Annotated in this window: 33 protein-coding genes and 1 riboswitch; of the genes, 27 read left to right on the top strand and 6 right to left on the bottom strand. The window is 37.0% G+C overall.

The features are described 5' to 3' along the window. The first annotated feature begins 10 nt into the window (after positions 1-10). From comGC to ACM5BR_RS08275, 12 genes are all read left to right on the top strand, one after another. A complete protein-coding gene (comGC, locus tag ACM5BR_RS08330) occupies positions 11-313 on the top strand; it encodes a competence type IV pilus major pilin ComGC (protein WP_416827213.1) in 303 nt (100 codons plus the stop codon). Next, a complete protein-coding gene (comGD, locus tag ACM5BR_RS08325) occupies positions 300-737 on the top strand; it encodes a competence type IV pilus minor pilin ComGD (RefSeq protein WP_416827212.1) in 438 nt (145 codons plus the stop codon). The genes comGC and comGD overlap by 14 nt, the downstream gene beginning before the upstream one ends. A 16-nt stretch (positions 738-753) precedes the next feature. Then, on the top strand, positions 754-1,059 hold the full coding sequence (locus ACM5BR_RS08320; protein ID WP_416827211.1) for a hypothetical protein: 306 nt from the start codon (positions 754-756) through the stop codon (positions 1,057-1,059). Further along, positions 1,052-1,477, top strand: a complete 426-nt coding sequence (gene comGF / locus ACM5BR_RS08315; RefSeq protein WP_416827873.1) for a competence type IV pilus minor pilin ComGF — start codon at positions 1,052-1,054, stop codon at positions 1,475-1,477. Before ACM5BR_RS08320 ends, comGF begins: the two co-directional genes overlap by 8 nt. A 5-nt stretch (positions 1,478-1,482) precedes the next feature. Continuing rightward, positions 1,483-1,845 carry a competence type IV pilus minor pilin ComGG gene (gene comGG, locus ACM5BR_RS08310; protein ID WP_416827210.1) on the top strand — a complete coding sequence of 121 codons (363 nt, stop codon included), beginning with the start codon at positions 1,483-1,485 and terminating at the stop codon, positions 1,843-1,845. Positions 1,846-1,848: 3 nt separating this feature from the next. Continuing rightward, on the top strand, positions 1,849-2,340 hold the full coding sequence (locus ACM5BR_RS08305; protein ID WP_416827209.1) for a shikimate kinase: 492 nt from the start codon (positions 1,849-1,851) through the stop codon (positions 2,338-2,340). A 46-nt stretch (positions 2,341-2,386) separates the two neighbouring features. Further along, the gene (locus ACM5BR_RS08300) at positions 2,387-2,584 is read left to right on the top strand and encodes a YqzE family protein (protein WP_416827208.1); all 198 of its coding nucleotides are present in this window, start codon (positions 2,387-2,389) and stop codon (positions 2,582-2,584) included. A gap of 252 nt (positions 2,585-2,836) precedes the next feature. Then, positions 2,837-3,079, top strand: coding sequence for a hypothetical protein (locus tag ACM5BR_RS08295; protein ID WP_416827207.1), 243 nt, complete (start codon positions 2,837-2,839; stop codon positions 3,077-3,079). A gap of 310 nt (positions 3,080-3,389) precedes the next feature. Continuing rightward, a riboswitch (SAM riboswitch) is annotated at positions 3,390-3,495 on the top strand. Positions 3,496-3,565: 70 nt separating this feature from the next. Continuing rightward, a complete protein-coding gene (locus ACM5BR_RS08290) occupies positions 3,566-4,579 on the top strand; it encodes a methionine ABC transporter ATP-binding protein (protein WP_416827206.1) in 1,014 nt (337 codons plus the stop codon). After that, complete coding sequence (locus tag ACM5BR_RS08285) at positions 4,569-5,231, top strand: methionine ABC transporter permease (protein ID WP_416827205.1); 663 nt, start codon at positions 4,569-4,571, stop codon at positions 5,229-5,231. Before ACM5BR_RS08290 ends, ACM5BR_RS08285 begins: the two co-directional genes overlap by 11 nt. 34 nt (positions 5,232-5,265) lie before the next feature. After that, entirely contained in the window at positions 5,266-6,096 is an 831-nt protein-coding gene (locus tag ACM5BR_RS08280; RefSeq protein WP_416827204.1) for a MetQ/NlpA family ABC transporter substrate-binding protein, read from the top strand. A gap of 79 nt (positions 6,097-6,175) precedes the next feature. Continuing rightward, positions 6,176-7,270 carry an iron-containing alcohol dehydrogenase family protein gene (locus ACM5BR_RS08275; protein WP_416827203.1) on the top strand — a complete coding sequence of 365 codons (1,095 nt, stop codon included), beginning with the start codon at positions 6,176-6,178 and terminating at the stop codon, positions 7,268-7,270. A 94-nt stretch (positions 7,271-7,364) separates the two neighbouring features. Here the strand turns inward: ACM5BR_RS08275 and ACM5BR_RS08270 are convergent, their stop codons facing one another. Then, positions 7,365-8,156, bottom strand: a complete 792-nt coding sequence (locus ACM5BR_RS08270; RefSeq protein WP_416827202.1) for a YqhG family protein — start codon at positions 8,154-8,156, stop codon at positions 7,365-7,367. Further along, positions 8,143-9,804: a DEAD/DEAH box helicase gene (locus ACM5BR_RS08265; RefSeq protein WP_416827201.1), complete on the bottom strand. Its 1,662-nt coding sequence runs from the start codon at positions 9,802-9,804 to the stop codon at positions 8,143-8,145. The genes ACM5BR_RS08270 and ACM5BR_RS08265 overlap by 14 nt, the downstream gene beginning before the upstream one ends. A gap of 235 nt (positions 9,805-10,039) precedes the next feature. On the opposite strand from ACM5BR_RS08265, the gene gcvT reads away from it, so the two are divergent. The 6 genes from gcvT (at position 10,040) to ACM5BR_RS08235 (ending at position 16,191) form a co-directional block, all read left to right on the top strand. After that, positions 10,040-11,137, top strand: a complete 1,098-nt coding sequence (gcvT, locus tag ACM5BR_RS08260) for a glycine cleavage system aminomethyltransferase GcvT (protein WP_416827200.1) — start codon at positions 10,040-10,042, stop codon at positions 11,135-11,137. Between the two features lie 16 nt (positions 11,138-11,153). After that, entirely contained in the window at positions 11,154-12,497 is a 1,344-nt protein-coding gene (gene gcvPA / locus ACM5BR_RS08255) for an aminomethyl-transferring glycine dehydrogenase subunit GcvPA (RefSeq protein ID WP_416827199.1), read from the top strand. Further along, on the top strand, positions 12,494-13,969 hold the full coding sequence (gcvPB, locus tag ACM5BR_RS08250; RefSeq protein ID WP_416827198.1) for an aminomethyl-transferring glycine dehydrogenase subunit GcvPB: 1,476 nt from the start codon (positions 12,494-12,496) through the stop codon (positions 13,967-13,969). Before gcvPA ends, gcvPB begins: the two co-directional genes overlap by 4 nt. Positions 13,970-14,261: 292 nt before the next feature. Beyond that, positions 14,262-14,453 (top strand): hypothetical protein, encoded by a 192-nt coding sequence (locus tag ACM5BR_RS08245; protein ID WP_416827197.1) that lies wholly within the window; start codon positions 14,262-14,264, stop codon positions 14,451-14,453. A gap of 242 nt (positions 14,454-14,695) precedes the next feature. Further along, a complete protein-coding gene (locus ACM5BR_RS08240; protein WP_416827196.1) occupies positions 14,696-15,268 on the top strand; it encodes a GNAT family N-acetyltransferase in 573 nt (190 codons plus the stop codon). Positions 15,269-15,417: 149 nt separating this feature from the next. Then, the gene (locus tag ACM5BR_RS08235; RefSeq protein ID WP_416827195.1) at positions 15,418-16,191 is read left to right on the top strand and encodes a Cof-type HAD-IIB family hydrolase; all 774 of its coding nucleotides are present in this window, start codon (positions 15,418-15,420) and stop codon (positions 16,189-16,191) included. A gap of 99 nt (positions 16,192-16,290) precedes the next feature. Here ACM5BR_RS08235 and ACM5BR_RS08230 read toward each other — a convergent pair whose 3' ends face one another. Next, positions 16,291-16,671, bottom strand: a complete 381-nt coding sequence (locus tag ACM5BR_RS08230) for a rhodanese-like domain-containing protein (RefSeq protein ID WP_416827194.1) — start codon at positions 16,669-16,671, stop codon at positions 16,291-16,293. Between the two features lie 142 nt (positions 16,672-16,813). Between ACM5BR_RS08230 and ACM5BR_RS08225 the strand changes: the two genes are divergently transcribed. Beyond that, positions 16,814-17,650 (top strand): lipoate--protein ligase family protein, encoded by an 837-nt coding sequence (locus ACM5BR_RS08225; protein ID WP_416827193.1) that lies wholly within the window; start codon positions 16,814-16,816, stop codon positions 17,648-17,650. A 77-nt stretch (positions 17,651-17,727) separates the two neighbouring features. Here ACM5BR_RS08225 and ACM5BR_RS08220 read toward each other — a convergent pair whose 3' ends face one another. Next, entirely contained in the window at positions 17,728-18,558 is an 831-nt protein-coding gene (locus ACM5BR_RS08220) for a hypothetical protein (protein ID WP_416827192.1), read from the bottom strand. Between the two features lie 372 nt (positions 18,559-18,930). Here ACM5BR_RS08220 and mntR point away from each other — a divergent pair, with 372 nt between their 5' ends. Next, the gene (gene mntR, locus ACM5BR_RS08215; RefSeq protein ID WP_416827191.1) at positions 18,931-19,356 is read left to right on the top strand and encodes a transcriptional regulator MntR; all 426 of its coding nucleotides are present in this window, start codon (positions 18,931-18,933) and stop codon (positions 19,354-19,356) included. 48 nt (positions 19,357-19,404) lie between these two features. Here the strand turns inward: mntR and ACM5BR_RS08210 are convergent, their stop codons facing one another. Together ACM5BR_RS08210 and ACM5BR_RS08205 are read right to left on the bottom strand one after the other, a co-directional pair. Next, on the bottom strand, positions 19,405-19,788 hold the full coding sequence (locus ACM5BR_RS08210) for an SA1362 family protein (protein WP_416827190.1): 384 nt from the start codon (positions 19,786-19,788) through the stop codon (positions 19,405-19,407). A 104-nt stretch (positions 19,789-19,892) separates the two neighbouring features. Further along, on the bottom strand, positions 19,893-20,813 hold the full coding sequence (locus ACM5BR_RS08205; protein WP_416827189.1) for a DUF1385 domain-containing protein: 921 nt from the start codon (positions 20,811-20,813) through the stop codon (positions 19,893-19,895). A 298-nt stretch (positions 20,814-21,111) separates the two neighbouring features. On the opposite strand from ACM5BR_RS08205, the gene ACM5BR_RS08200 reads away from it, so the two are divergent. The 7 genes from ACM5BR_RS08200 (at position 21,112) to spoIIIAB (ending at position 25,699) form a co-directional block, all read left to right on the top strand. Further along, complete coding sequence (locus tag ACM5BR_RS08200; protein ID WP_416827188.1) at positions 21,112-21,615, top strand: YqhR family membrane protein; 504 nt, start codon at positions 21,112-21,114, stop codon at positions 21,613-21,615. 50 nt (positions 21,616-21,665) lie between these two features. Further along, positions 21,666-22,106, top strand: coding sequence for a type II 3-dehydroquinate dehydratase (gene aroQ, locus ACM5BR_RS08195; RefSeq protein WP_416827187.1), 441 nt, complete (start codon positions 21,666-21,668; stop codon positions 22,104-22,106). 2 nt (positions 22,107-22,108) lie between these two features. Continuing rightward, a complete protein-coding gene (gene pepQ, locus ACM5BR_RS08190) occupies positions 22,109-23,170 on the top strand; it encodes a Xaa-Pro dipeptidase (RefSeq protein ID WP_416827186.1) in 1,062 nt (353 codons plus the stop codon). Between the two features lie 17 nt (positions 23,171-23,187). Beyond that, on the top strand, positions 23,188-23,745 hold the full coding sequence (efp, locus tag ACM5BR_RS08185; RefSeq protein WP_416827185.1) for an elongation factor P: 558 nt from the start codon (positions 23,188-23,190) through the stop codon (positions 23,743-23,745). 259 nt (positions 23,746-24,004) lie between these two features. Next, positions 24,005-24,265 carry a YqhV family protein gene (locus tag ACM5BR_RS08180; RefSeq protein WP_416827184.1) on the top strand — a complete coding sequence of 87 codons (261 nt, stop codon included), beginning with the start codon at positions 24,005-24,007 and terminating at the stop codon, positions 24,263-24,265. 13 nt (positions 24,266-24,278) lie between these two features. Beyond that, positions 24,279-25,190 (top strand): stage III sporulation protein AA, encoded by a 912-nt coding sequence (gene spoIIIAA, locus ACM5BR_RS08175; RefSeq protein WP_416827183.1) that lies wholly within the window; start codon positions 24,279-24,281, stop codon positions 25,188-25,190. Then, entirely contained in the window at positions 25,187-25,699 is a 513-nt protein-coding gene (gene spoIIIAB, locus ACM5BR_RS08170; protein ID WP_416827182.1) for a stage III sporulation protein SpoIIIAB, read from the top strand. Before spoIIIAA ends, spoIIIAB begins: the two co-directional genes overlap by 4 nt. Positions 25,700-25,708: the final 9 nt, after the last annotated feature.

The following is a 25,708-nucleotide window of genomic DNA, read 5'->3' as shown; positions in this document are numbered from 1 at the left end:
GGAACCAGCCATGAATGAAAAAGGATTTACCCTGTTAGAAATGCTGCTTGTTCTCGTTATTATTTCGGTGCTCCTGTTGTTAATTATACCCAATATTGTTAAGCAGAGAGAAACGGTAAATAACAAAGGTTGTGATGCACTTGTGAAAACAACAGAATCACAAGTGCAGGCATATCAGCTTAATAATGGCACAATCCCTTCGATTCAAGCTTTGCTTGATGAAAAGTATATTTCTACAGCTAAGTGTCCGGACGGAAGACCGCTTATGATCGATTCAAATGGAGCAGTTACAGTGGGAAATGGCACGAACTAAGCTAAATAATGAAGCTGGATTCACACTTTTAGAAGCAATCTTTGTCCTGTTTGTTGTTTCGCTTATTGGTTTAATAGCGATTGGTCTCTTTCCAAAATACGAAGAGAAGAAAGTTGAAACATTTTTAGAGCAATTACGTCAAGATATTGTTTTCATGCAACAATCAGCAATTAGTCATAGCAATAATCATAAAATACATTTTTACCCAATGACTCATCAATATGTGATTACGAACGGGATAGAGACGATTCTTATCCGTAATTATGATCATGATATTGTTATTGATTTGAACAACTTATCAAGTTCACTAACCTTTGGACCAGATGGAAACATAGGAAAAGGCGGAACGATGTATGTATCGTACAAAACAAAAAAATATAAAATCGTGTTTCAACTTGGCGCAGGTAGATTTTATATCGCATGAAAAAGGGGCAATTCTCGTGGAAATGCTGGCATCATTAAGTATAATCCTTGTACTTTGCTCTATTATAGTACCGCAATTGATTTTATTACAGAAGGAGGAAAAGCACACAAGAATGCGTCACTATGCTAATGAAATGATAAGGGAGCAGATTATTGCTATGTTGGATCATACTAGTAAACCTTCATCAATCGTAAAAGCAGGTGTTACGTACTACATTGTCGTTGAAAACAGCTATGAAAGCAGCGATAAACGTATTTGCATCAGTTGGTATGATTTAAATCATCATAAGCAAAGTAGGTGTGAACGTGTGCGTGATGTCTAAACGAGAACAAGGGTTTACATTCTTAGAAGTGATATTTTGTCTTTCCATTCTTTTGCTTCTGATCACACTTGTACCGCGCACTATACCGAAACAAATTTCTATAGTGGATAGGAAATTTCTTGATTTTGAATGGGCCTTATGCTTAGAACAGATACAAATTGAATTTCGAGAAGCAACGTCTGTAACAGTTATCAATAATAAGCTTCTGCTTCAGAAAAATAACGGTCAAATGGTGAAATATGAAAAAAGCGGAAATGATATCATACGAACCGTTGATAATAAAGGACATGAGATTATGTTGCAGCAAATAACGAGCGTTTCATTTGAATTACAAACACTTGCCCTGAATGTTCATGTAATCGATTTGGACAAGAAGGATCACAGTGGAATGATTACACGATTTTTTCCGATTAGGTGAAAAAAATGAAAAATAGCAATGGGTTTACAATGCCGGGTACAATGGTGTTCTCTTTTGTTCTGTTTTCATTTCTCATCCATTTTGCAAACTTGTACGTATTGGAGAAAAAATTTTATGCTGAAGGAGAAGAAATTCTCCACTTAGATATTTTAATGAACAATGGTATACAGGAAGTAAAAAGAAATACGAGTGATTCATTGCATACTACGTATCAATATGAACAAGGAGAAGTAAGAATAGATGCTACCGGATCCCCTGTTATGTATGTAACGATTATATGCAAAACACGGAAAAATCGAACATATAAGGCAAGCTTTCAGTATAATAAAGATACGCAGCAAATAACGAGATGGTTTGAGGAGAGGTAAGGGATGAAAGCTTTATACATCACAGGATTTATGGGATCTGGAAAAACAACAATTGGAAAAGAACTTGGGTTAAGATGGAATATGCCGGTCATTGATACAGATGAAGAAATCGAACGAAAAACAGGAAAACAAATCACAGCCATTTTTCATGATGAAGGGGAGGAAGTGTTTCGAGATTATGAATCGAATATGTTGCAATCGCTTCCTTGTGAGAATGTGATTATTACTACAGGTGGAGGAATTATAGGAAGAGAACAAAATCGAAAATGGATGAAAGAGCACGGCATAGTATTATATTTATACTGTGATCTTTCTCACATTGTAAAAAGGCTAGAAGGTGATACATCCCGTCCTTTATTTAAAAATACCGAAGCCTTTTCTGCTCTTTATAAGATGCGGCAGAAGTGGTATGAAGAGGCGACAGTTACAGTTGATACGACGGATAAGGACGTACAGTCAATTTTAAATGAGATTGAAATGCGTTTGAAGGAATGAAAAGTAGGACATACTATCCATAACAATTGTAATGGTGGTGAATCCTATGTCGACAAATGACTACGTTAAATTTGTGACGCAGCAGGTTGTTACCTACATGAACAATCCAAAAGAGGATCGAGTGCAAAAAAGATTACAACGCCGTTCAGAAAAAGAACCGTTCTTAAAAAGATGGTTTGGAGTAATTCCTTTAAGCATTTCATTATTATATCAACGAACATCAAACAGGAAAAAAGGCGCTTGATATTGGATTCGATAGCATAAACGAAATAGACCGTAAAACATCTTACGGTCTATTTCGTGATGGCTTGTGATTGGGAAATAACGCCATTATCAGGATATATATTTGTTCACAAATTCGCCTTAATTAACCATAAGTACTGTACATATATTGTTTTATAATGAAACTAAAGGAAAAAATAGCATACAATATTGTGAAATGACTAACATACCTATATAATTTAAAATGAAAACGCTATCATATAGAGGTGAGACAATGGAAAAGTTCTTTTTTAATCACAATTCTGCTTCCTTAGAGGATGCAAAGTTAATTGAATTTGCTGAAGTAATATACGGAAAAGGTGGGCGTTCAGTATTGGAGAACTTAATGGCAAAGGCTTCCATACGACTTCGAGACCGTTATCCATATAAATCAGATAAGCAAATATCTTATCTTGTGAATAAAGGATTGTATGAACTGTTCAGCAAATATGTGGATGAAAGAGGAGAAAACTCATAGAGAATAATCATTCTCTTATGGGGCATCTCCTTTTTCTTTTATCTCGCTATTTAATGGCAGTAATACCCCCACTTCAAGCTTAGAGAAATCAGAAAAGGCTATGTGGGTGATAACTGCCCGCAACAACAAAGGTCGGGCTAACCCTCGGTAGGAGATGAGAAAAAACCCTCGTCGAGGGTCAAGTTATACGAAAAGTACAAAGAAAGAATAAAGGTAGCGTTGTAAAGACTATAATTATTTTGCGAAAACAATTGACAATTGTCACAATTTATACTATTATTCGAATTAACAAAAAATTAAATAATTTGTTTACTTATCAAGAGTGACCGAGGGATCAGGCCCTATGACGTCCGGCAACCTCCAATTTAGGAACGGTGCTACTTCCTGCAGAATACTTTTATTCTGAAAGATAAGTCGTAACGATTTTCACGGTGCCTCTTTCAAATGAAAGAGGCTATTTATGTTGTAAAGGAGAGGAGAGTGCATATGATTGAACTTCAGCATGTGACAAAAGAGTATGAGACAAAATACGGAAAGGTTAAAGCTGTAAATGATATATCCTTGAGCATTCATAAGGGAGAAATTTTTGGAATTGTAGGATATAGCGGTGCCGGAAAGAGTTCTTTGCTTAGATGCATGAATTTACTTGAAACCCCTACTTCAGGCAGTGTGAAAATAGAGGGTATCGAACTGACAAAGTTAACGGAGCAGGAATTACGAAAAGCTAGACTAAAGATAGGAATGATTTTTCAGCATTTCTATTTGATTAACTCGAAAACCGTATATGAGAATATTGCTTTTGCGCTCAGGGCTTCTGGTAAGAAAAGGGAGGAAATCGAAGTTCGAACTACTGAATTGCTCGAAATGGTTGGATTATTAGATAAGCGTAATGTGTATCCTACGCAGCTTAGCGGTGGTCAAAAGCAACGTGTTGGCATTGCACGTGCTCTTGCAAATGAGCCATCTGTTCTTCTTTGTGATGAGGCAACTTCGGCGCTAGATCCAAAGACGACGAAATCAATTTTGCAACTGCTAAAGTCTATCAATGAAAAGCTTGGACTAACAATTGTTTTAATTACGCATGAAATGGAAGTTGTAAAGGAAATTTGTCACCGTATGGTTGTGATTCAGGATGGATCTATAGTAGAAGAAGGCAGGGTATATGATGTATTTGCTAATCCACAACAACCGATTACGATGCAATTTATTGACAGTGTATTACAATTTGAAATTCCAAAACGATTAGTAGAACAAAGAAAAGGAACCATTATTAAAATTCAATTTAAGGGAACGATCGCAGAAGAAGCTGTTGTTTCCGATATGCTTCAGCATTTTATTGTCAAAGGAAATATTCTTCATGGAAAAATTGAGTACATACAAGATACACCACTAGGGATTTTTATAATGGAATTGATTGGAGAAAAGAATGAGGTACAAAAGGCTATTAACTATACAATGCTAAAAACTCAACATGTCGAGGTGATGTATCATGCTATCTAATCTGATTCAAATTCTACCTGAATTAAATAAAGCGATTTTTGAAACATTGTATATGGTGGTTCTCTCTCTTGGTGTTGCCATTATTATTGGATTGCCTCTTGGCATTTTATTATTTGTAACCGATAAGGGACTATTTTTAGAAAATACCGTAATTAAAACAATTGTTGGATTCATCGTAAACGTCGTTCGTTCCATTCCATTTATTATATTACTTGTAGCGCTTTTGCCGCTAACAAAGCTAATTACTGGCACAACGATAGGTCCGACCGCAGCATCGGTTTCCTTATCAGTAGCAGCTATTCCATTTTTTGCTCGAATTGTGGAAACCTCCTTTCGAGAGATTGATAAAGGAGTGATTGAAGCTGGCATAGCAATTGGAGCCACGCCATGGATGATTATTAAGGATGTACTCTTATCAGAAGCTCAATCAGGGATTGTACAAGGGATTACATTGACGACAATTAGTTTAGTGGCATACTCTGCAATGGCTGGAATTGTTGGAGGCGGCGGTGTCGGTGATTTAGCTATTCGTTATGGATATTATCGTTATGACAATACGGTTATGTTTACAACGGTTATTGTATTAATTTGTCTTGTACAGATCCTTCAATTTTTAGGGGATCGCATTGCAAGCCAATTAAATAAAAAATAGATTCATAATTCACTTCTGAGGAGGACTTTATTTTATGAAGAGATTAGTATTGCTAGTTGTATTTTTAATATCAATAGGTCTATTAGCAGCTTGCGGAGGACAACCCCAATCTCAAACTGCTGCAAACAAAAAGGAACTTAAAATAGGCGCAACAACTGGACCGTATAGTGATATGGTTTCAAAAGCAATTAAACCACAGCTAGAAAAAATGGGCTATAAGGTGACAGTAATAGAATTTAGTGACTATATTCAACCAAATAAAGCATTGGCAGAAGGAAGTATTGATGCGAACCTATTCCAGCATAAGATTTATATGGATAATTTTTCAAAACAAAATAACATTCAACTTTCAGAGGTTATAGTTGTTCCAACAGCGCCAATGGGAATTTATTCAAAAACATATAAATCTTTACTTGATGTAAAAGAAGGAAGCTCGATTGCAATTCCAAATGATCCAACTAACGCAGCACGTGCATTTGTCATTTTACAGGATGCGGGCTTTATCAAAATTGATCCTAACGTAAATCCATTAACTGTCTCTGAAAAAGATGTAAAAGAGAATAAGAAAAAACTTGTATTTAAGCCAATTGAAGCAGCACAACTTCCTCGTGCAGTAGAAAGTGTTGATTTATCAGCGGTACCAGGAAACTATGCTTTAGCTGCTAAAATGAATTTGCTTGATGCACTTCAACTCGAAAAAATGCCTGACGAATATCGTAATCGTGTTGTTGTAAATACAAAAGATATAGATAAACAATTTGCAAAAGATATAAAAACAGCTGTAGAGTCAAAAGAATTTGAGTCTGAAATTGATAAAGATTTCAAAGGGTTTGGAAAACCAGAATGGATGCTTAATCGAAAATAAACGCAATGTGACGTATAAAGTGGATTCACATCCCTAATACGTCACTTCTTTTTTACTTATTACTTAGGAGGGGAAAAGCATGAAAGAACATTTAGAAGTAAGAGGAGCACCACAGTTGTATGTTTGTGAGGAAGGTGTATTGGAATCACTCGAAGGAAGATTGTTAAATAGAGGAATTATAAGCTGTCTGATTATTCATGGTGATGCATCTTGGAAAGCAGCAGAACCTTATTTCCCAACATTTTCTCAGGTGCTTTGTAAATTTGAAGTTTATGGAGGGGAATGTACGGTAGAGGAAGTGGCTAGAATTTCTAGAAAAGTTCGAAAAGATGCGTTTCAAGCTGTCATTGGAGTTGGCGGAGGAAAAGTATTAGATTTGGTAAAAGCAATTGGTAATGAAACCCATACGGCAACTGTTCTCATTCCCACTCTTGCTTCTAACTGTGCAGCATGGACTCCATTAAGTGTGTTTTATGATAAAACCAGTATATTCACACATTATACTGTATTTCCTACAAGTACGAATATGGTTTTAGTAGACCCGCGTATTATCCTTTCATCTCCAGTTCGTCTTCTAAAGGCAGGAATAGCTGATACACTAGCTAAATGGTATGAAGCAAATGTATTAATTGAACAACTTTTTGATACACCTATTTCTGTAACTATTGCTCATCATGTGGCAAAAATGTGTCGAGATGTTCCTCTACAATTGGGTGAAAAGGCACTTGCAAGTATGGATATAAAAATGATTTCTCCAGCCTTTATAAAAGTCATTGAAACAATTATTGCTGCTGGAGGTATGGTTGGAGGTTATGGGGATCACTTTGGAAGAGTAGCTGGGGCTCACGCTATTCATAATGGGTTAACAAAAATGAATGAAACACATTCCTTCTTACATGGGGAGAAAGTAGCATACGGTATATTTGTACAACTAGCAATAGAGAAAAAGTGGGATGAAATTGAATTTCTTTTACCTTACTATAAGAAATTTCATTTTCCTTCTTCTCTTGCGGATTTTGGTATTGCGATAGGGGATAAGGAAGCGATACAAACAATTGCACAGGCTGCTGTATTACCACATGAATCCATTCATCTCATTGGTTCAGTAACAAGTAAAACGGTAGTAAAGGCAATGGAAACATTGGAGATATTCATAACGAAACATAGTAAATAAATGGATCTTTAAAAAGTAAGGAATCTAGAAAAATGTGTGAGGTGACCGTTATACGTTGGTATAACGGTTGTTCTCGGACATATAATCCCTTCAATTAGAATATGCTGTCCTTCGTTACATAAAAAATGCCGCCATTAATGATTTTCATTACAATTTTCGGTTCGTATTGGTCTTGTAATGCTTGTTTTTCTTTTTCGTATGTTTCACAGTCTCTATCCTTATAAAATTCATGTAGTAAGTGCAAATCATGCTGCCAGCGATTTCGTGCTTCGTCTGCCCACGTGTGATCTTCTTGCTGAATAATCATTTTTAGTGCGTCTTCAAGCCTAGTAAATCCACTTTTTGGTTTAATAATTGGACTTAAGGTAAAGCAAAAATCAGGTATTTTTGGAGTGAAGGAAACTTTTTCTAATATCTTATGAAAATCAGATATTATTGTTCCAGAAATGAGATGAAGACCGATTGAGTGCAGCGTATCTTTTTTTCGGTCACATTGATAGGAAACTTTTACATTCATACAAAGCCACGGATGCAATGGGATATGCTGCTCTGATTTAGGCTGAACAATCTCATACAAACGAATAAAAGAACCAAGTTCACGAGCAGCTTGAAAGACTCGATGGAGAAAAGGTGATCCATAGTGTATAACTTCACCTGGATGATCTGCAGGTGCTTGTTTTTGATCTGTGATTAATGTGAGACGCATTGGTTTTGGATCTCCACCTGTTTTTTCTAAATAATGCCAATAAAAAGGTCTGTTCATTAAAAATTTATCCATTTCAATCGTAAGCTGAACATCTAGGCAGTAGGTAGATGACTCCAAAATATCACAATGATTAGATGTGAAAAATTCGTGCAAATAGTTGTGTATATCACGTTGCAGCATGTATTTTCATCCCCTCATTACCTTTTGAAAATTCTATAATAGAAGCTAAATTCTCCATTTTTATTCGAATTTCTCCTTCGCTTTTTGAGGATGTAAATATATCTTGAATGTGATCTTCTATATTTTTTAGATCAATTTTTGTTAGTATTTCATCAAGCTCTCCTATTACACGTTCAAATAATTGGATTTTGTCATAAAGTAATTTCATAATATGTTCTTCAACGGTATTTTTTGTAACCATATTATAAATATGCACATCCTGCTGCTGACCGAGTCGATGAATCCGTCCGATTCGTTGCTCAAGACGCATTGGATTCCATGGTAGGTCATAATTAATCATCGTATTGCAAAACTGTAGATTAATCCCTTCACCGCCTGCTTCTGTTGCAATGAGAACTTGGGCATGATGTTGAAATAATTCTCGCATCCAATCCTTTTTTCCTCGTTTAAACCCCCCGCGAAAAGGAACAGATGATATGTTATGCTGCTTTAAAAACCATTGTAAATACATTTGTGATGCCCGATATTCTGTGAAAATAATCACCTTATCATTTATTTCTTTTATAATTTCAAGAGCCTTTTGCGCTTTCGAATTGAATGGTATGCAGTTGATGCAGTCTATTATGTTATCAATGTGAGGATCCGGTGGAATACCCTCTTTTTTTCGTTTTTCTACTAGCTTTTGCAAGGAAAAATATACAGCTTCCCGGCTGCTGCACGCTTCACGAAGTAAGGTAAGTGAAGAGAAGGAGGTAGCATCACGTTTGTTTAAAATAGAGTTGTAAAGCGAGCGCTCCTGTTCATTCAAGTCAACGAATATTGTATGAACGTGTCGTTTCGGCCACTCGATTTTCGTATCACTACGACGATTTCGCACCATAACCATATTTATAAGTTTTCGAAGAGCTTCCTCATTTTCTACTCCTTTTCGTTTGGAAGAATAGTATTGTTCAAAGTGTTCTTCGTTCCCTAAATGACCAGGTTTTAAGAGGGAAACGAGATTGAAAATTTCGTCCATGCGATTTTGAATCGGTGTAGCGGTCAAAAGCAAGCAAAATCTTTTCTTTAATTGTTGTACGAATTCATAGTTTTTTGTTTTGTTGTTTTTTAATTTATGAGCCTCATCAATAATAATAAGATCATATTCTGTGTTCAGAACGATTTCGCGATGCGGGGAACGCTTTGCCGTATCAATAGATGAGACAATTACGTCAACTTGCTCCCATGAATAGCTTTTACGAAAGGCAGTTGCCGGAATGTAGAACTTTGTTGTAAGCTCGAATGTCCACTGTGATACAAGTGAGGCCGGGACGAGAATGAGGACTTTTTTCACAAGACCGCGAATCATATACTCCTTTAAAATTAAGCCTGCTTCAATGGTTTTACCGAGCCCTACTTCATCTGCTAGAATAGCTTTTCCGTGCATTTCTTCTAAAACGGTTCGTGCGGCCTCTAATTGATGAGGCAGAAGTGTAAGATGGGGCAGATAGGTTGGTGCTTGGAGTCCTTCGAAGGAAGAAATTAACAGCTGTTTTTCCGTTTCGTAGGCAAGATGATAGGCCTTCCAGCTTGCCCAAGGACCATCATGCTCTAATCTTTGTAAAAAAGCCTCTTGCCAAGAAACATCCATAACGATGTTAGCGTTCAATACAATTTCTCCTCCTTAAAAATTCAGAAATTATTTTTTTGCAAGAATATTGATACGATAGAATGAAAAATGGTAGGATAATCATGTGAAAGATATGCTATCTTTCGTATTTTCTCCGGAAAATGTTATTTTTATTTACGCTTTCATAAAATAATAATGCGATATTCCGTATATCTTTTTAAGTTTTATGAAGAATGTTTAGCTGTTTATGGCAGCTTAAGAGGGAGGAAGAGGGATGACATTGAAGCGAACACCATTATTTGCTGAATATGCAAAGTATGGAGCAAAAACAATTGATTTTGGTGGATGGGAATTGCCTGTTCAATTTTCAAGTATTAAAGAGGAACATGAAGCTGTTCGTACAATGGCAGGATTGTTCGATGTATCTCATATGGGAGAGATAAGCGTACGGGGGATTAGTAGTTTGGATTATTTGCAGCAAATGATGACGAATGATATTGGATTGTTGAAGGATGGCGGTATTCAGTATACACCTATGTGCTATCCTGACGGCGGTACAGTGGATGATTTATTAGTTTATAAGAAAAGTGAGAATGATTATTTACTCGTCGTCAATGCTGCAAATATTGAGAAAGACTATGAATGGTTAGATCAACATTTAATCAGTGACGTAGTGATTGAAAATAGATCCGATGCTACTGCACAGCTTGCTTTGCAAGGGCCGCTTGCAGTACCTATATTACAAAAAATTACTACAGTGAATGTGAGTGAAATAAAGCCATTTACGTTCCTAGATCATGTAGAAATAGCAAATAAATTTGTACTAGTCTCTCGAACAGGTTATACCGGTGAGGATGGCTTTGAAATTTATTGTAAAAGTGAAGATGCAACCGCATTATGGGAAGCGATACTTCAAGCGGGTGAAGAGGAAGGAATTAAGCTATGCGGCCTTGGTGCTCGTGATACTCTACGTTTTGAAGCGAAATTACCATTATACGGACAAGAACTTTCAAAGGATATTACACCTATTGAAGCAGGAATGGGTTTTGCAGTAAAAGTAAATAAAGAAAGCGATTTTTATGGCAAGCAGGTTTTAAAAGAGCAAAAGGAAAACGGTGCTCCGCGTAAACTTATAGGGATTGAAATGATGGAGCGGGGTATTCCAAGAAGTCATTATGAAGTATTTGTAGGGGATGAGAAGATTGGTGAGGTAACAAGCGGCACACAATCTCCAACTTTAAAGAAAAATATTGGACTAGCGCTTTTGCAATCAGAGTATGCAGCACTACATACTGAAGTGGAAGTCGCAATCCGTACGAAACGAGTAAAGGCAGTCGTAGTATCGACACCATTTTATAAGCGTACTTATTAACAGGAGGGGAAAAACAATGATGCATCGTTATCTTCCAATGACCGAAGAAGATAGACAGGAAATGCTACATGCTATAGGTGTGCAAACTGTTGAAGAACTATTTCAGGATATTCCGGAGAGTGTACAGTTTAAAGGAGATTTAAAACTTAAGAAAGCAGCTTCAGAACCAGAGCTACTAAAGGAATTAACAAATCTTGCAGCAAAGAATGTCAATATGAAAGAGTATGCTTCCTTTCTTGGTGCAGGTGTCTACGATCATTTTGTTCCTGTTATTGTAGATCACGTTCTTTCCCGTTCTGAATTTTATACAGCATATACGCCTTATCAACCAGAAATATCTCAAGGTGAATTACAAGCTATCTTTGAATTCCAAACGATGATTTGTGAATTAACGGGTATGGACGTTGCAAATTCGTCTATGTACGATGGTGGAACTGCGCTTGCTGAGGCAGCTATGATGGCAGCTGGGCATACACGAAAGAATAAAGTTCTTGTTTCAGAAGCCGTTCATCCAGAGGCAAGAGACGTACTAAAAACATATGCCAAGGCGCAGCGTTTGGAAGTCGTTGAAATTCCGCATGTAGGCGGTGTGACTAACACCTTGCAACTAGAAATGCAAATGGATGAGGACGTTGCATGTGTTATCGTTCAATATCCGAATTTCTTTGGTCAAGTTGAACGGTTAGGAGATATCGAAAGCATCGCTCATACTTATAAAGGATTGTTTATCGTTTCTGCGAATCCCCTCTCTTTAGGCGCATTAACGCCTCCGGGGAAATTTGACGCTGATATCGTAGTTGGAGATGCACAGCCATTTGGAATTCCAGCACAATTTGGTGGACCTCATTGTGGATACTTTGCAACAAAGAAAGCGTTAATGCGTAAGCTCCCAGGTCGATTAGTAGGGCAAACGAAGGATTCAGAAGGGCGCCGAGGATTTGTGCTAACTTTGCAAGCAAGAGAACAACATATACGCCGTGATAAAGCAACCTCGAATATATGCAGCAATCAAGCATTAAACGCTCTGGCAGCTTCTGTAGCAATGACGGCGCTAGGGAAAAAGGGTGTTCGAGAAATGAGCATACAAAACATTTCAAAAGCACAATATGCGAAGAAACAGCTGGAACAAAAAGGATTTACTATTCCATTTGCTGGCCCGTTCTTTAATGAGTTTGTTATTGCATGCAAACGACCGGTAAAGGAAATCAATGAAGCGCTTCTTAAGAAGAACATTATTGGTGGTTATGACCTAGGCAAAGACTATCCAGGATTAGCGAACCATATGTTAATCGCTGTTACAGAACTTCGAACGAAAGAAGAAATTGATACTTTTGTAAGTGAAATGGGGGAAATAAAATGATGCAACAAGATCAACCTCTCATTTTTGAAATGAGTAAACATGGCCGTGTTGGTTATAGCTTACAGGCTCTTGATGTAGAAGAAGTAGCATTAGATTCTATCTTTGATAATGAGTATATTCGTAAGGAAGATCCAGAGCTTCCAGAATTATCTGAGCTTGATATTATGCGCCATTATACAGCATTGTCCAGACGAAATCACGGGGTAGATTCTGGTTTTTATCCTCTTGGTTCATGTACAATGAAATACAATCCTAAAATCAATGAAAATGTTGCACGTATGACAGGGTTTGCGCAGATTCATCCTTACCAAGATGAAAATACAGTTCAAGGCGCATTAGAACTTATGTATAATCTGCAAGAAAGCTTAAAAGAAATAACAGGAATGGACCAAGTAACACTGCAGCCGGCAGCAGGAGCTCATGGGGAATGGACTGGTTTAATGCTGATTCGTGCTTTTCACGAGGCAAATCAGGATCATAAACGGACAAAGGTTATTGTTCCCGATTCAGCTCATGGTACAAATCCAGCATCTGCGTCTGTTGCAGGTTTTGAAATCATTACAGTAAACTCTAATGAAGAAGGTCTTGTTGATTTAGCGGATTTGAAACGTGTGGTAGGGGACGATACAGCTGCTTTAATGCTAACAAATCCGAATACACTCGGTTTATTCGAAGAGCATATTGTAGAAATTGCGCAGATTGTTCATGAAGCTGGTGGTAAGGTGTATTATGACGGCGCTAATTTGAATGCAGTACTAGGTAAAGCTCGTCCTGGTGATATGGGCTTTGACGTAGTGCATTTAAATCTTCATAAAACATTTACTGGTCCTCACGGCGGCGGCGGCCCAGGGTCTGGTCCAGTTGGCGTGAAAAAAGAACTGATACCATATTTACCGAAACCGGTTTTAGAGAAAACAGAGGCTGGCTATCGATTTGATTATAATCGTCCACAGGCATTCGGTCGTGTAAAGCCGTTCTATGGAAACTTTGGCATTAACGTACGTGCTTATACGTACATTCGCTCTATGGGTCCTGACGGATTAAAACTTGTTACAGAAAATGCTGTAATTAATGCAAATTATATGATGAGACGATTAGCTCCATATTATGATTTACCATACGATAAGCATTGTAAGCATGAATTTGTTATATCTGGACGGCGTCAGAAAAAGCTAGGCGTTCGTACGTTAGATATTGCGAAACGGTTGCTTGATTTTGGCTATCATCCACCAACTATCTATTTCCCGCTAAATGTAGAAGAATGTATGATGTTTGAGCCGACAGAAACGGAATCAAAGGAAACGTTAGATGAATTTATCGATGCAATGATCACAATTGCCAAGGAAGCTGAAGAAAATCCAGAAATTGTTCAAGAAGCGCCGCATACGACTGTAGTGAAGCGGCTAGATGAAACAACCGCTGCTCGTAAACCTATTTTACGTTATATGAAGGAAACCATTGCTACCAAATAAATAACTGACAGGGATGAAGAAAGCATAAGAGAAACAGCAATTCTTATGTAATCTTCATCTTTTTTCGTTTTCCCATATTGCAGTGCCAAATCTCTTTCTAACAATAAATATTTCCTAAATAATTTTTTGTGGTAATATGAACAAAAAGGAGAGGGAAAATATTGTGATGATATTGTAAAGGTAAAGCCTAATCAATTGTAAAAATTATTTCGTAGTGAAAACTTGAGACATAGAAGAGCATTCGTTACAATAAACTTTTGAATGGCAGATGTAACGTAGAAAGGAGAACAACATGAAATCTGGATTGAGTTTTTATATGTTTGTATTTACGTTTGTATTAGTTGCAATTTTAACGGTTTATTTAATTGTGGATAATAGCTGGTATAATACCGTGAATCCAATCCTTCTTGTATGCATGTACGTAGGATTTGCAGCAGTAAGCTTTGGAATGAGAGAGGAAATGCTAAAGCCCTTTGAGAAGTAATACATATATCATGTGAATCACTAGAAGGCTAGTATAAGTATGGTTCCTTATGCTAGCCTTCTGGTGTGTTAACCCAATATATGAAAGGTAGAAGCTGATACTAACTTCCCTGTTTCTTTCCTCTGTACAAATACTGCCTGTAATAGCCCACTACTTGTTATAAAACGTAAAATCGTAGCTAATAAAAGGAAATAATAAAAATTTGTTGAAATGGATACAAAAACAATAAAGGTGGAGTTAGTATGATCCTTTCACAATTTCCTACTTTGGAAACAGAGCGTTGTTATTTACGAGAACTCGTTCCATCCGATGAGAAACAAATATTTGAATATTTCTCCGATCCGGAAGTAACGCAATTTTATGGGCTAGAGCCGTTTACAAGAAAAGAGCAAGCACAGCAGTTCCTCTCACAAATTCAAATGGGCATCAAAAATGGTTCTATTCTTCGGTGGGGAATTGAAAAAAAAGAAAATCATAGGTTAATTGGAACGATTGGCTTTCATAATTGGAGTAAATCGCATCACCGTGCTGAAATTGGTTATGAATTGCATCAAAATGAATGGAATAAGGGACTTATGACAGAAGTTTTAGAAGCAATTATTCCCTATGCCTTTCATCATCTTGGATACAATCGAATTGGAGCTACTGTAAGAAAGGAAAATATATCATCTAGACGTATATTAGAAAAATTCGGATTTCAAGAAGAAGGGAATCTGCAGGAATATCAATATTATTTAGGACAATATTATGATTTACTTATGTATGGTTTACTACAAAGAACGTTCTTAAATAGAAAAAAAGAAGAAATCTCTTGACCTGAAACCCGTTTCATATACTATGTTTTACATAAGGTCTCTGTGTGCGATTCGCGTGACCATCCGGGCGTTAGAATTGCCAGAGACTCCCTGGCGGCATATCATATACCATATTTTTTGTGATAGGCTAAAAGAGAGGAGAAACTAGGATGGAAAAGAAAATTGTATTTTTTGATATTGATGGAACACTATTAGATTCCAATAAATCGCTACAGGAATCAACGAAGTATGCGATTCATGAATTGCAACAGAAAGGAGTGTATACTGCGATTGCTACAGGGCGTACACCTACAATGTTTGAGCCCATTCGTGAAGAACTTAACATAGAATCCTATGTGTCAATCAATGGACAATACGTTGTTTTTGAAGGCGCAGAAATTTATACAAATGAAATCGAAACAATGCAGTTAGATAAGCTAGTAACGGATGCAGAACTTCGTGGTCATGAAATGGCTTTTTATAATCACGAATATGTATATGCGACAGCACAGAATCATCCTTATATTGAAGACAGCTTTCAAAGCTTTCATATGAACTATCCACCACATAATCGTAACTTTTATAAGGAAAATCCGGTTTATCAAGGCTTATTATTTTGTAAAGAAACGGATGAGGGCTATTACGAAAAATCGTTTCCTAACTTTGAATTTGTTCGTTGGCATAACTTAGCACTCGATGTTCTTCCGAAAGGGAGTTCTAAGGCGAAAGGAATTCAACAATTTATAAACCGTGCAGGGTTCAAAAGAGAAAATACATTTGCATTTGGTGACGGTAGAAATGATATGCAAATGATATCCTATGTAGGTACGGGGATTGTGATGGGAAATGCAGTTGATGAATTGAAGCAATGTGCGGATATAGTCACGAATAGCTGTGATGATGATGGGATTTGGAATGGCTTGAAAGCAGTTGGCTTACTGTAAATAACAGTGTTCTTGCTGTAGTTTTCTTGTTGATAGTTTGGACAAGACAAAAGACCTTCTTAGGCTTGGTTGAGAAGGTCTTTTACTCGTTTAATGATATTAGGATTTAACTTTGCCTGTCCAAGCTTTAAAGCCGCCTTGGAGTTGAAATAATTGGTTATAACCCTTTTTTTTCAGAATCTGTGCAGCACGCCCTGAACGATACCCGTTTTGGTCATATAAATAAACCGGTTGATCATTTCGAATTTCTTTATATCTCATTTGCAGTTGAGTTAACGGAATATTTCTAGCACCAAGAATATGTCCCGCTTGAAAGTCCTTGTCATCTCGTACGTCAATGATTTGCGCTTTGCGATATGTAGAACGAAATTCTTCTTCTTTAAGAGTTTTAACAATTTTACGTTGATAGAAGTAGGTACCTATTGAATATGCAATAATCGCAACGACAAGTCCTATAAGTATGCTTAAGTTAGCTGACACGATGAATCGACCCCTTTTTGTATTTCTATACTACATCATATAATGACCACATCATGTAATGCAATATAGTCTGCTTATCTTTTCACAAATATTGTCTGTTTTGTTATAGTGTAATAGAAATCATTTTATATTGAGGTGCGGGATGAAAAAAGAAACGTGGAATTACATTTATTCTGGAGCATGCTCTCCAGCATTTAATATGGCACTTGATGAATGCTTACTCAATTGGCAAAGTGAACAAAAAATGGCTCCGACAATACGATTTTACGAGTGGGACGTTCCTACTTTGTCCATTGGCTATTTTCAGCATGTAAAGAAAGAAATCAATATAGAAGAAGTGAACCGTAAAGGTTTTGGTTTTGTTCGCCGGCCTACAGGCGGAAGAAGTGTACTGCATGATCGCGAGCTTACCTATAGTGTTATCGTACGAGAAGATCATCCGAATATGCCAAAAACAGTTACGGAAGCGTATCGCGTCATTTCACAAGGCTTATTAGAAGGATTTCAAGCATTAGGGTTACAAGCTTATTTTGCAGTTCCGCAGACCCAGAAAGAGCTTGATGATTTAAAGAACCCTCGTTCTTCTGTATGCTTTGATGCTTCTTCTTGGTATGAAATTGTTGTGGAAGGACGAAAAATCGCGGGTAGCGCCCAAACTCGTCAAAAAGGCGTAATTTTACAGCATGGCTCTATACCATTAGAGATTGATTTGGATACGTTGTATGATTTATTTATATTTCCTAATGACCGAATTAAAAATAGAATGAAACAAATGTTTTCTTCGAAAGCAGTAGCGCTTCGCGAGATTACAAATACTACATTCACGATGCAACAGTTAATTCAAGCCTTTAATGTTGGATTTGAAAAAGGGTTGGATATTAACTTGGAACCCTATGAATTAAGCAGACAGCAGCTTCAAGAGGTAGAAAACTTAGCACATGATAAATACGAGAGTGATGAATGGAACTATAAAAAGTAACCAATAAACCTCGATAAATGACATGTAAAGGAGAGATTTCCTTTTCATGTCGTCTATTATCTGGGCTTTCTTTTCGTTTATACGAGGCTTAACAGCTTATGCAAATCCATTCCCTTTTCTTTTAGCTCACGAAGACCGTTTACAACGCCAATAATATCAGAATCAAGCGGTAATGATACTCCTTGTAATGCAAGCTCAGCTTTTAATTTTTCCATACTATCATCAACATCAAGACCTAATGTGTAATCCTGACATACCGCAATAGCGTGCGATACCAGTGCCTGATATTGATTTTGCAGCTTACTATTTATCGATTGATTTGTCTGTACATGATGAGATTGTTGATGCTCTGTTTGGTTGGAAACAGGAGCTTTCTGTTTTATAACGGTGGGTTCTACTATGTTGTGATCTACCATGGTGTCTTCTGTTTTTAATTGGCTTGGTTTGCTAGGAACGACATGACGTGAATTTTGAAGTTCTTTCATCTTGTCTAGTACATATACATTTTGCTTCTCTTCCATTTGTTCGTCATGGGAATTTTCTTCATCGGTAGCTTCGAGAATGTTGGTTTCCTCTGTTTCCTCTGTCTGTTTATCCTTGCTCCACATTATTCTCTGTATCTGAAAGGTAATATTATTTTTCTTTACATCAAGCAGCGTTACTTTTCCGACCTCTGCTTTTCCAGAAAAATCAACAATTTTATAAATTACCGTGTCATTCCAATCAAAATTGCCGCTAAGAAATAGTTCATCATTAGATTTAGGATGAAGACCTTCAATTTTAATTTCCTCATTCAATCCATTGTTACTATATACCATAATTGTTGAAGCCGAAACATCTTTATCAGCTAACATAAGTTCTCTTACCATTTTCCCTGTTTTTACTTCTGCTTTTTTCTTTAGAGCCATTCCATTTCTCCTCCCAAATAAAAATCTAACCCTTAAGTATGAGCATGAAAGAACTTTCCTCGCTTAAGGAAAGTTTCACTTTAAAAAAAATGCCCACAAAGAAATATGATAGCGATAGAAAATAGGATTCGTCAACTATTTAAATTAAGAATTTTTAGTATGAGTAGGTGATAACAAGTTCTACAGATAATATCTATGAGATTAAAGTATCTGTTCGGGCAAGAATTGTATGAATAATTTTCGAATGAAGAAATCCTTTACTTTAGGTAAACTTGTTTCCCCCTTCTTGTTTTTAAGCCCTTTCTGTTGTATGATTTTAAGAGATGTTTTTGAACGGGAAGAGAGAAGAAATTATTTGGATGGAGGAAACCAATGCCTACTCCTAGTATGGAAGACTATATAGAACAAATTTATTTATTAATTGAAGAGAAAGGGTACGCTCGGGTATCGGATATTGCAGAAGCATTAAATGTACATCCTTCCTCTGTGACAAAGATGGTTCAAAAATTAGATAAAGATGAATACCTCGTCTATGAAAAATATCGAGGACTCATTTTGACAATAAAAGGAAAAAAGATAGGAAAACGTCTTGTCTATAGACATGAATTGCTTGAACAGCTAATGAGAATTATCGGGGTTGAGGAAAGTAAGATTTATAATGATGTTGAAGGAATTGAGCATCATCTTAGTTGGGAAGCAATCGATCGTATTGGCGATCTTGTTCAATTTTTTGAAGACGATGAAACAAGGGTAGAGGCACTTCGTACGGTTCGAAAGATAAATGAGGAACATGAGTAAGAAAACCGAAAGTAGTTTTTTCTTCACAGAATAAAAAGAAAGACCATGCTAAAATGAGGCACGGTCTTTCTTTTTACCTTTCTTACCTTCAATAACGGTAAGATGCGTGGATTTTCTTTTTTTCTTAAACATCGAAGAACTGGTCTTGTTGGTTTTACTATCTCGTTTATTTTTAGTAAGCGGAGTTACATTGCGTTTTGTGTACTTACGTTTAGACTGTTTTACTGCACGGTTATAAGATGCACGCGAATTCGCCCCACCAGTGCTAGTAATCAGCCTGTATAGCAAATATATTGCACCTAAAACAATTACAATAATTAACAGCTGCTTTAGTAAATCCGCAGGATTTTGGACTGCGGTCATTACAAGCTGAAATACCGCAAGCCCTACGATACAGAAAAACAGGACTTTGGGAAACGAACGGCCTTTCATTGCATACACCTCCTACTGTTATTATACTGCTAAAAAAGTGATGTTAGTGTGTGATGAAAAAAGAAAATATAAAAATTCTGAATTTAATCTGTAAAGAAATGCATTTATTCATTCTGTTCGAGATGAAGAAGCTCCTCGAATGAAGCAATTGCAACTTCTACTTGATCATCAGCAGGTTCCTTTGTTGTAATAAGTTGAAGCCAAAGTCCTGGATAGCCAAGAAATTTCAAAACGGGTATATTTCGGAGTGAATTCGTGAATTGTAGCACTTCGAATGAAATTCCTAAGACAACAGGTATTAATAAAATCCGATTTAATACGCGTGACCAAAGTGGTTCAGTTGGTACGAGCAAATAAACAAACATTCCAATAATAACTGTGAATAGAATAAAGCTGCTTCCACACCGATAATGAAGACGTGATTGCTTTTGAACATTTTCAACGGTAAGAGGAAGATTACTTTCATATGCGTTGATAACCTTGTGCTCGGCCCCATGATATTGAAATACACGCTTAATAATTGGGGTAAGCGATACAAAATAAATATAACTAAGCAGCAAAATAAGCTTTATGATGCTTTCAATTATGACTTGTGATACATCAGATGTGAAGATAGGTCTAGTCAGTTCTGCTAATATAGCTGGTGCAGCCGAAAAAATAATTTTACCAAAAAGGAATGATAGCACTCCGACTGTTGCAACACCTAGAATCATCGTAAGCTTCGATTGTTCTTGCTTCTTTTGTTCAAGTTGTTCTTCTTCGGCTGGATCTACATCATATCGTTCGGACGAAAAACTTAAGTGTTTTGCGCCATTTGCACTTGCATTGATAATTGCGGCAATTCCTCGTAAAAAGGGAATACGTTTCAGAACCTTTAGCCACTTGTTTTGGGGACGTGCTAATCGGTAAAATTCGATTGATTTATCTTTTCTTCGAACAGCTGTAACTGTATATTCTCTTCCACCAAACATAACTCCTTCTACTACTGCTTGACCCCCGTATATTTGTTTATTCTCCTTTGCCATGTAAACACCAACCTGTATTTTTGTTTTCCTTCATTGTATAGGTAAAACTCGAATTATGACAAGGAAAACTACTGGAATGATGTTAGATTCTATTGTGCTTATTCTGATACTTGAGGACTGTAAGACTCTCATTTCAAGGTTAAAGAGAAACGAGTAAGTAGGAGATAAAGCCTGTAATAGGGTGAGAAAACTCCTTTTTGGGATTTCACATTATTTATATTTCCAATGATTTCTTTTTTTAAACATAATCATGATTTTTTGGCTATAGGGACATATTACTAGAGTGAGGTGAACCAATGTGAAAAAAGTGAAGAGTAAGGAAATACAGCAATCTTTTGCAGGACAAATTGTAAAAATAGGATTATTTGGCGGTCTTTTTTGGGGATTCGTATGGTATTTTTTTTATATTTTTTCTTTTACTGATATTGGTCCAAACTACTTTTTATTGCCGCTTGCTTTTGGAGAATGGAAGAAGGAATGGATTGGACAGCTAATTGGAATATGTATAATGAGTATATTGTCAATTGGAACAGCCGCTTTGTTCGGTTCCCTATTTAAACGGTTTCAAGGTATCCTCCCTGGAATTGTGTACGGAATGGTTTGGTGGTGTATGTTGTTTTTTGGTGTAAGCATGTTTTCCCCTGTAATCAAACATGTATGGGAATTTCCAAAGGAAACGATTGTGACAACAGTCTGTATTTTTATTATATATGGTGTGTTCATTGCATATTCCGTATCTTTTGAAGCAAGTATGCAAAATTTGGTCTCACGAAAGAGAGAGCGTAACTATTCAAACGAGTAGCACCTATGGTAAAATATTCTTTGAACATTTTTATATAAGGGGACTTACAAATGAAAAAATTACTCCTCATCAATGGACCAAACTTAAACCTTCTTGGCGTGCGTGAAGTAGGAGTGTATGGTACAAACACACTTCAGTCTCTTGAGGAAGATCTTTGTCGTTATGCAAACGATTTGGGTGCTGAATTACATTGCTTTCAATCCAATCATGAGGGTGCTATTATAGACAAACTTCATGAAGCTGAAGAACTATATGAAGGAATTATTCTGAATCCGGGTGCGTTTACCCATTATAGTTATGCAATTCGCGATGCAATCGCTAGTATTACCCGTCCGGTTATTGAAGTTCACATTTCTAATGTTCATAAACGTGAATCCTTTCGTCACGTGTCCGTAACAGCCCCTTCTTGCAAAGGTCAAATTGTAGGGTTTGGATTTTATGGATACAAAATGGCGCTCCGTGCCCTTGTTGAAAATGTAAAGGAGGCGTAATAATGGAAAAGCTTACAAAATTAAGAGCATCATTTACAAGTAGCAATGTAGATGGAATGCTTATTACAAGTAGTTTTAATCGTACATATATGACGAATTTTACTGGTACAGCAGGAGTTGTACTAATTTCTAACGAACGAGCTCTTTTCATAACAGATTTTCGTTATGTAGAACAAGCAAAAAAACAAGCAGCAGGCTATGAGATTATTCAGCATAAGGGAGCTATTGCAGAGGAAGTAGCAACTCAAGTAAAAGCATTAGGAATCGAAAAGCTGGCTGTAGAACAAGATGCACTTACTTACGGTGAATTCAAATTGTATGAAGGAGCGGTAGCTGCAGAGCTTGTACCAACTTCTGGTATAGTAGAAAAGTTACGCTTGATTAAGACAGACTCTGAGATTAAGATATTAAAGGATGCAGCACAAATTGCAGATGCGGCCTTTACCCATATTTTATCATTTATTACTCCGGGTGTTTCAGAATTAGATGTATTAAACGAATTGGAATTCTTTATGAGAAAGCAAGGTGCATCTTCATCCTCTTTTCATACCATCGTAGCATCAGGTGAACGTTCTGCATTGCCTCATGGTGTAGCTTCTGAAAAATTGATAGAAAAAGGAGATTTTGTTACATTAGATTTTGGTGCTTATTATAAAGGATATTGTTCGGATATGACACGTACCATTGCAGTGGGCGAGCCTTCTCCTGAATTAAAGAATATTTATCAAATTGTTTTGGAAGCACAACTTCGAGGTGTAAACGGAATAAAAGCTGGTTTAACAGGAAAAGAAGCCGATGCATTAACGCGTGACTACATAACAGAAAAAGGATTTGGCCCAAATTATGGTCATTCAACGGGGCATGGAATTGGATTAGAAATTCATGAAGGTCCAGCCTTGTCTTTCCGTTCTGATACAGTGTTAGAGCCTGGAATGGTTGTAACGTGCGAGCCAGGTATTTATGTTCCAGGTTTAGGCGGCGTTCGTATCGAAGATGATATTCTTGTAACGAAGGAAGCAAATGAAGTTTTAACGCATTCGCCAAAAGAACTAATTATTTTATAATACAGGAGGATTTTTTCATGATTTCAGTAAATGATTTTCGTACAGGTTTAACAATTGAAGTGGATGGTGGCATTTGGTCAGTTATTGAATTCCAACACGTAAAGCCAGGTAAAGGTGCTGCATTCGTTCGCTCTAAACTTCGTAATCTTCGTACGGGAGGAATTCAAGAAAAAACGTTCCGCGCTGGTGAAAAAGTTGCGAAGGCTCATATCGAAAACCGTCGCATGCAATATTTGTATGCAATGGGTGATTCTCATGTATTTATGGATAATGAAACATATGAACAATTAGAGCTTCCAGCAACTCAAATTGAATATGAATTAAAATATTTGAAAGAAAATATGGAAGTGTTCATTATGACATTCCAAGGAGAAATTCTTGGTGTACAGCTTCCGAATACAGTAGAATTAAAGGTTATGGAAACAGAACCAGGTATTAAAGGAGATACTGCTTCTAACGTTACGAAACCAGCAACACTTGAAACAGGACTTGTTGTGCAAGTACCAATCTTCATTAATGAAGGTGAAATGCTTGTGATTAATACTGCAGAAGGTAAGTATGTATCTCGTGCATAATGATTAAATAGAAAACGGAGTGAATGGTGCCCGTTTAGACCGTTATATTCGATTACGGATTGTAATCTGAATATAACGGTCTTTTTTATTTTATAAATAATAAGATGGAGAAAGCTGACTGCCTCATTTTTCGAGGTTTTAGTCAGCTTTTTATATTCGAGATTTTAGAACTTTCCTCGCAACATTCTATTCTGAAATGAACAACCGACGCATAAGGTTGTACAAAACGTAACTTTTTTTGAAATGGGAAGGTGATACGTTGAAGGAATCGGTGCTGATAATGGCAGTGCTTCGGATGTTTTCAGGGAGTGCTGAAATTCTAGCAGCCTTTCTTATGCTTTATTTCAATGATCCGAAAAAAGCACTTGCAATTAATGGTATGTTAGCTTTTATTGGCCCAACTGTACTTATCATTTCGATGTCGATAGGGGTAATAAGTGTTGCGAATGAACTTTCTTTTTTGAAAATTGTTTTTTTAGTAATGGGTATCTCATGTATTTTGATTGCAGTTTTTAAGTAATGGGGAGAAGAAAATGAGAGAAGTCATGGAATTATTGCCAAAAGATGTGCAGTCCTTGCTACAAACAGAAGAAACCAACTTTATAGAAGAAATTCGTCTACGTGTACGTAAGCCTATGGAATGCATTGTTCGCGGAAAACCGCGCTTCTATTCATATACGGTTACCCAAGAGGATGCCATATTTATACTAAATAAATTGAGCCAACATTCACTTTATACGATGGAGGAGGAGTTAAAAAGAGGATACGTTACCCTGCAAGGAGGACACCGGGTTGGATTAGCTGGGAAGGTCATTACTGAAAAGGGTACTGTCAAGATGATACGTGATGTTTCATCTTTCAATATCCGAATTGCAAGGCAAAAAATTGGGGTTGCAAAGCCTCTTCTCCCTTATCTGTATGGGAGTCATTGGTTAAATACAATGATCATTGGTCCTCCGCAAACTGGTAAAACAACAATGCTTCGTGACGTAGCACGAAGCATGAGTATGGGCTCTGATACAGTCGCATCTTGTAAAGTAGCAATCGTAGATGAAAGATCTGAAATTGCAGGGTGTGTGAAAGGAGTACCTCAGCATAATCTTGGCATGCGAGTGGATGTACTAGATGCTTGTCCAAAGGCGGAAGGTATGATGATGATGATTCGATCAATGAGTCCGGATGTGTTAATCGTGGATGAAATCGGCAGACAAGAGGATAGTGAAGCAATCATGGAGGCAATTCACGCTGGTGTTACGATCGTTGTTACGGCACACGGTTATGACTGGGAAGATATATTGAAACGTCCCTCGCTTCGTGGACTGATCGAGGTTGGGGTTTTTGAACGATTTATTGAACTTTCTCGTAAAAAAGGACCTGGTACGATTCAGGCAATTAAAGATAGACATGGTCAATCCGTTATTAAAGCGAGAGTGAAGAATACATGATTAAAATAATCGGTGCGATTCTAATCGTTGCGGCGACGACGTGGATTGGTTTTCAAATGGCAAAGCAAGTACGTGAAAGGCCGAGACAAATCCGGTTAATAAAAACAGCCCTTCAATCGTTAGAAGCGGAAATTATGTATGGTCATACGCCTCTCCATGAAGCATCCCTTAGGCTTTCCAAACAAATGCCGCCTCCTTTATCTAGGTTATTTGAAAGCTTTCATAGCAGGTTACAAGCCGATAAAACCGTTCGAGTTGCTTGGAATGAAAGCTTAGAAAATGTGTGGGCGCGTATGGCCCTTAAGCAAGTTGAATATGAGATTTTACAGCAATTCGGTGAAACACTTGGACAACATGATCGTGAATCTCAACAAAAGCATATTAGGCTATGTATTTCACATCTCGAACGAGAGGAGATTGAAGCGAAAGATGTACAGCTACGTTATGAAAAAATGATGAAGAGCCTAGGTGTTTTGACAGGCTTACTCATCGTCATTTTATTGTTGTAGGAGGGAACG

This window comes from Ectobacillus polymachus, from assembly GCF_048159605.1.
In the GTDB taxonomy this organism is placed as follows: domain Bacteria; phylum Bacillota; class Bacilli; order Bacillales; family Bacillaceae_G; genus Ectobacillus; species Ectobacillus polymachus.
The sequence above is the reverse complement of the archived record's forward strand: the minus strand, read 5'-3'. Positions and strand labels throughout refer to the sequence as shown.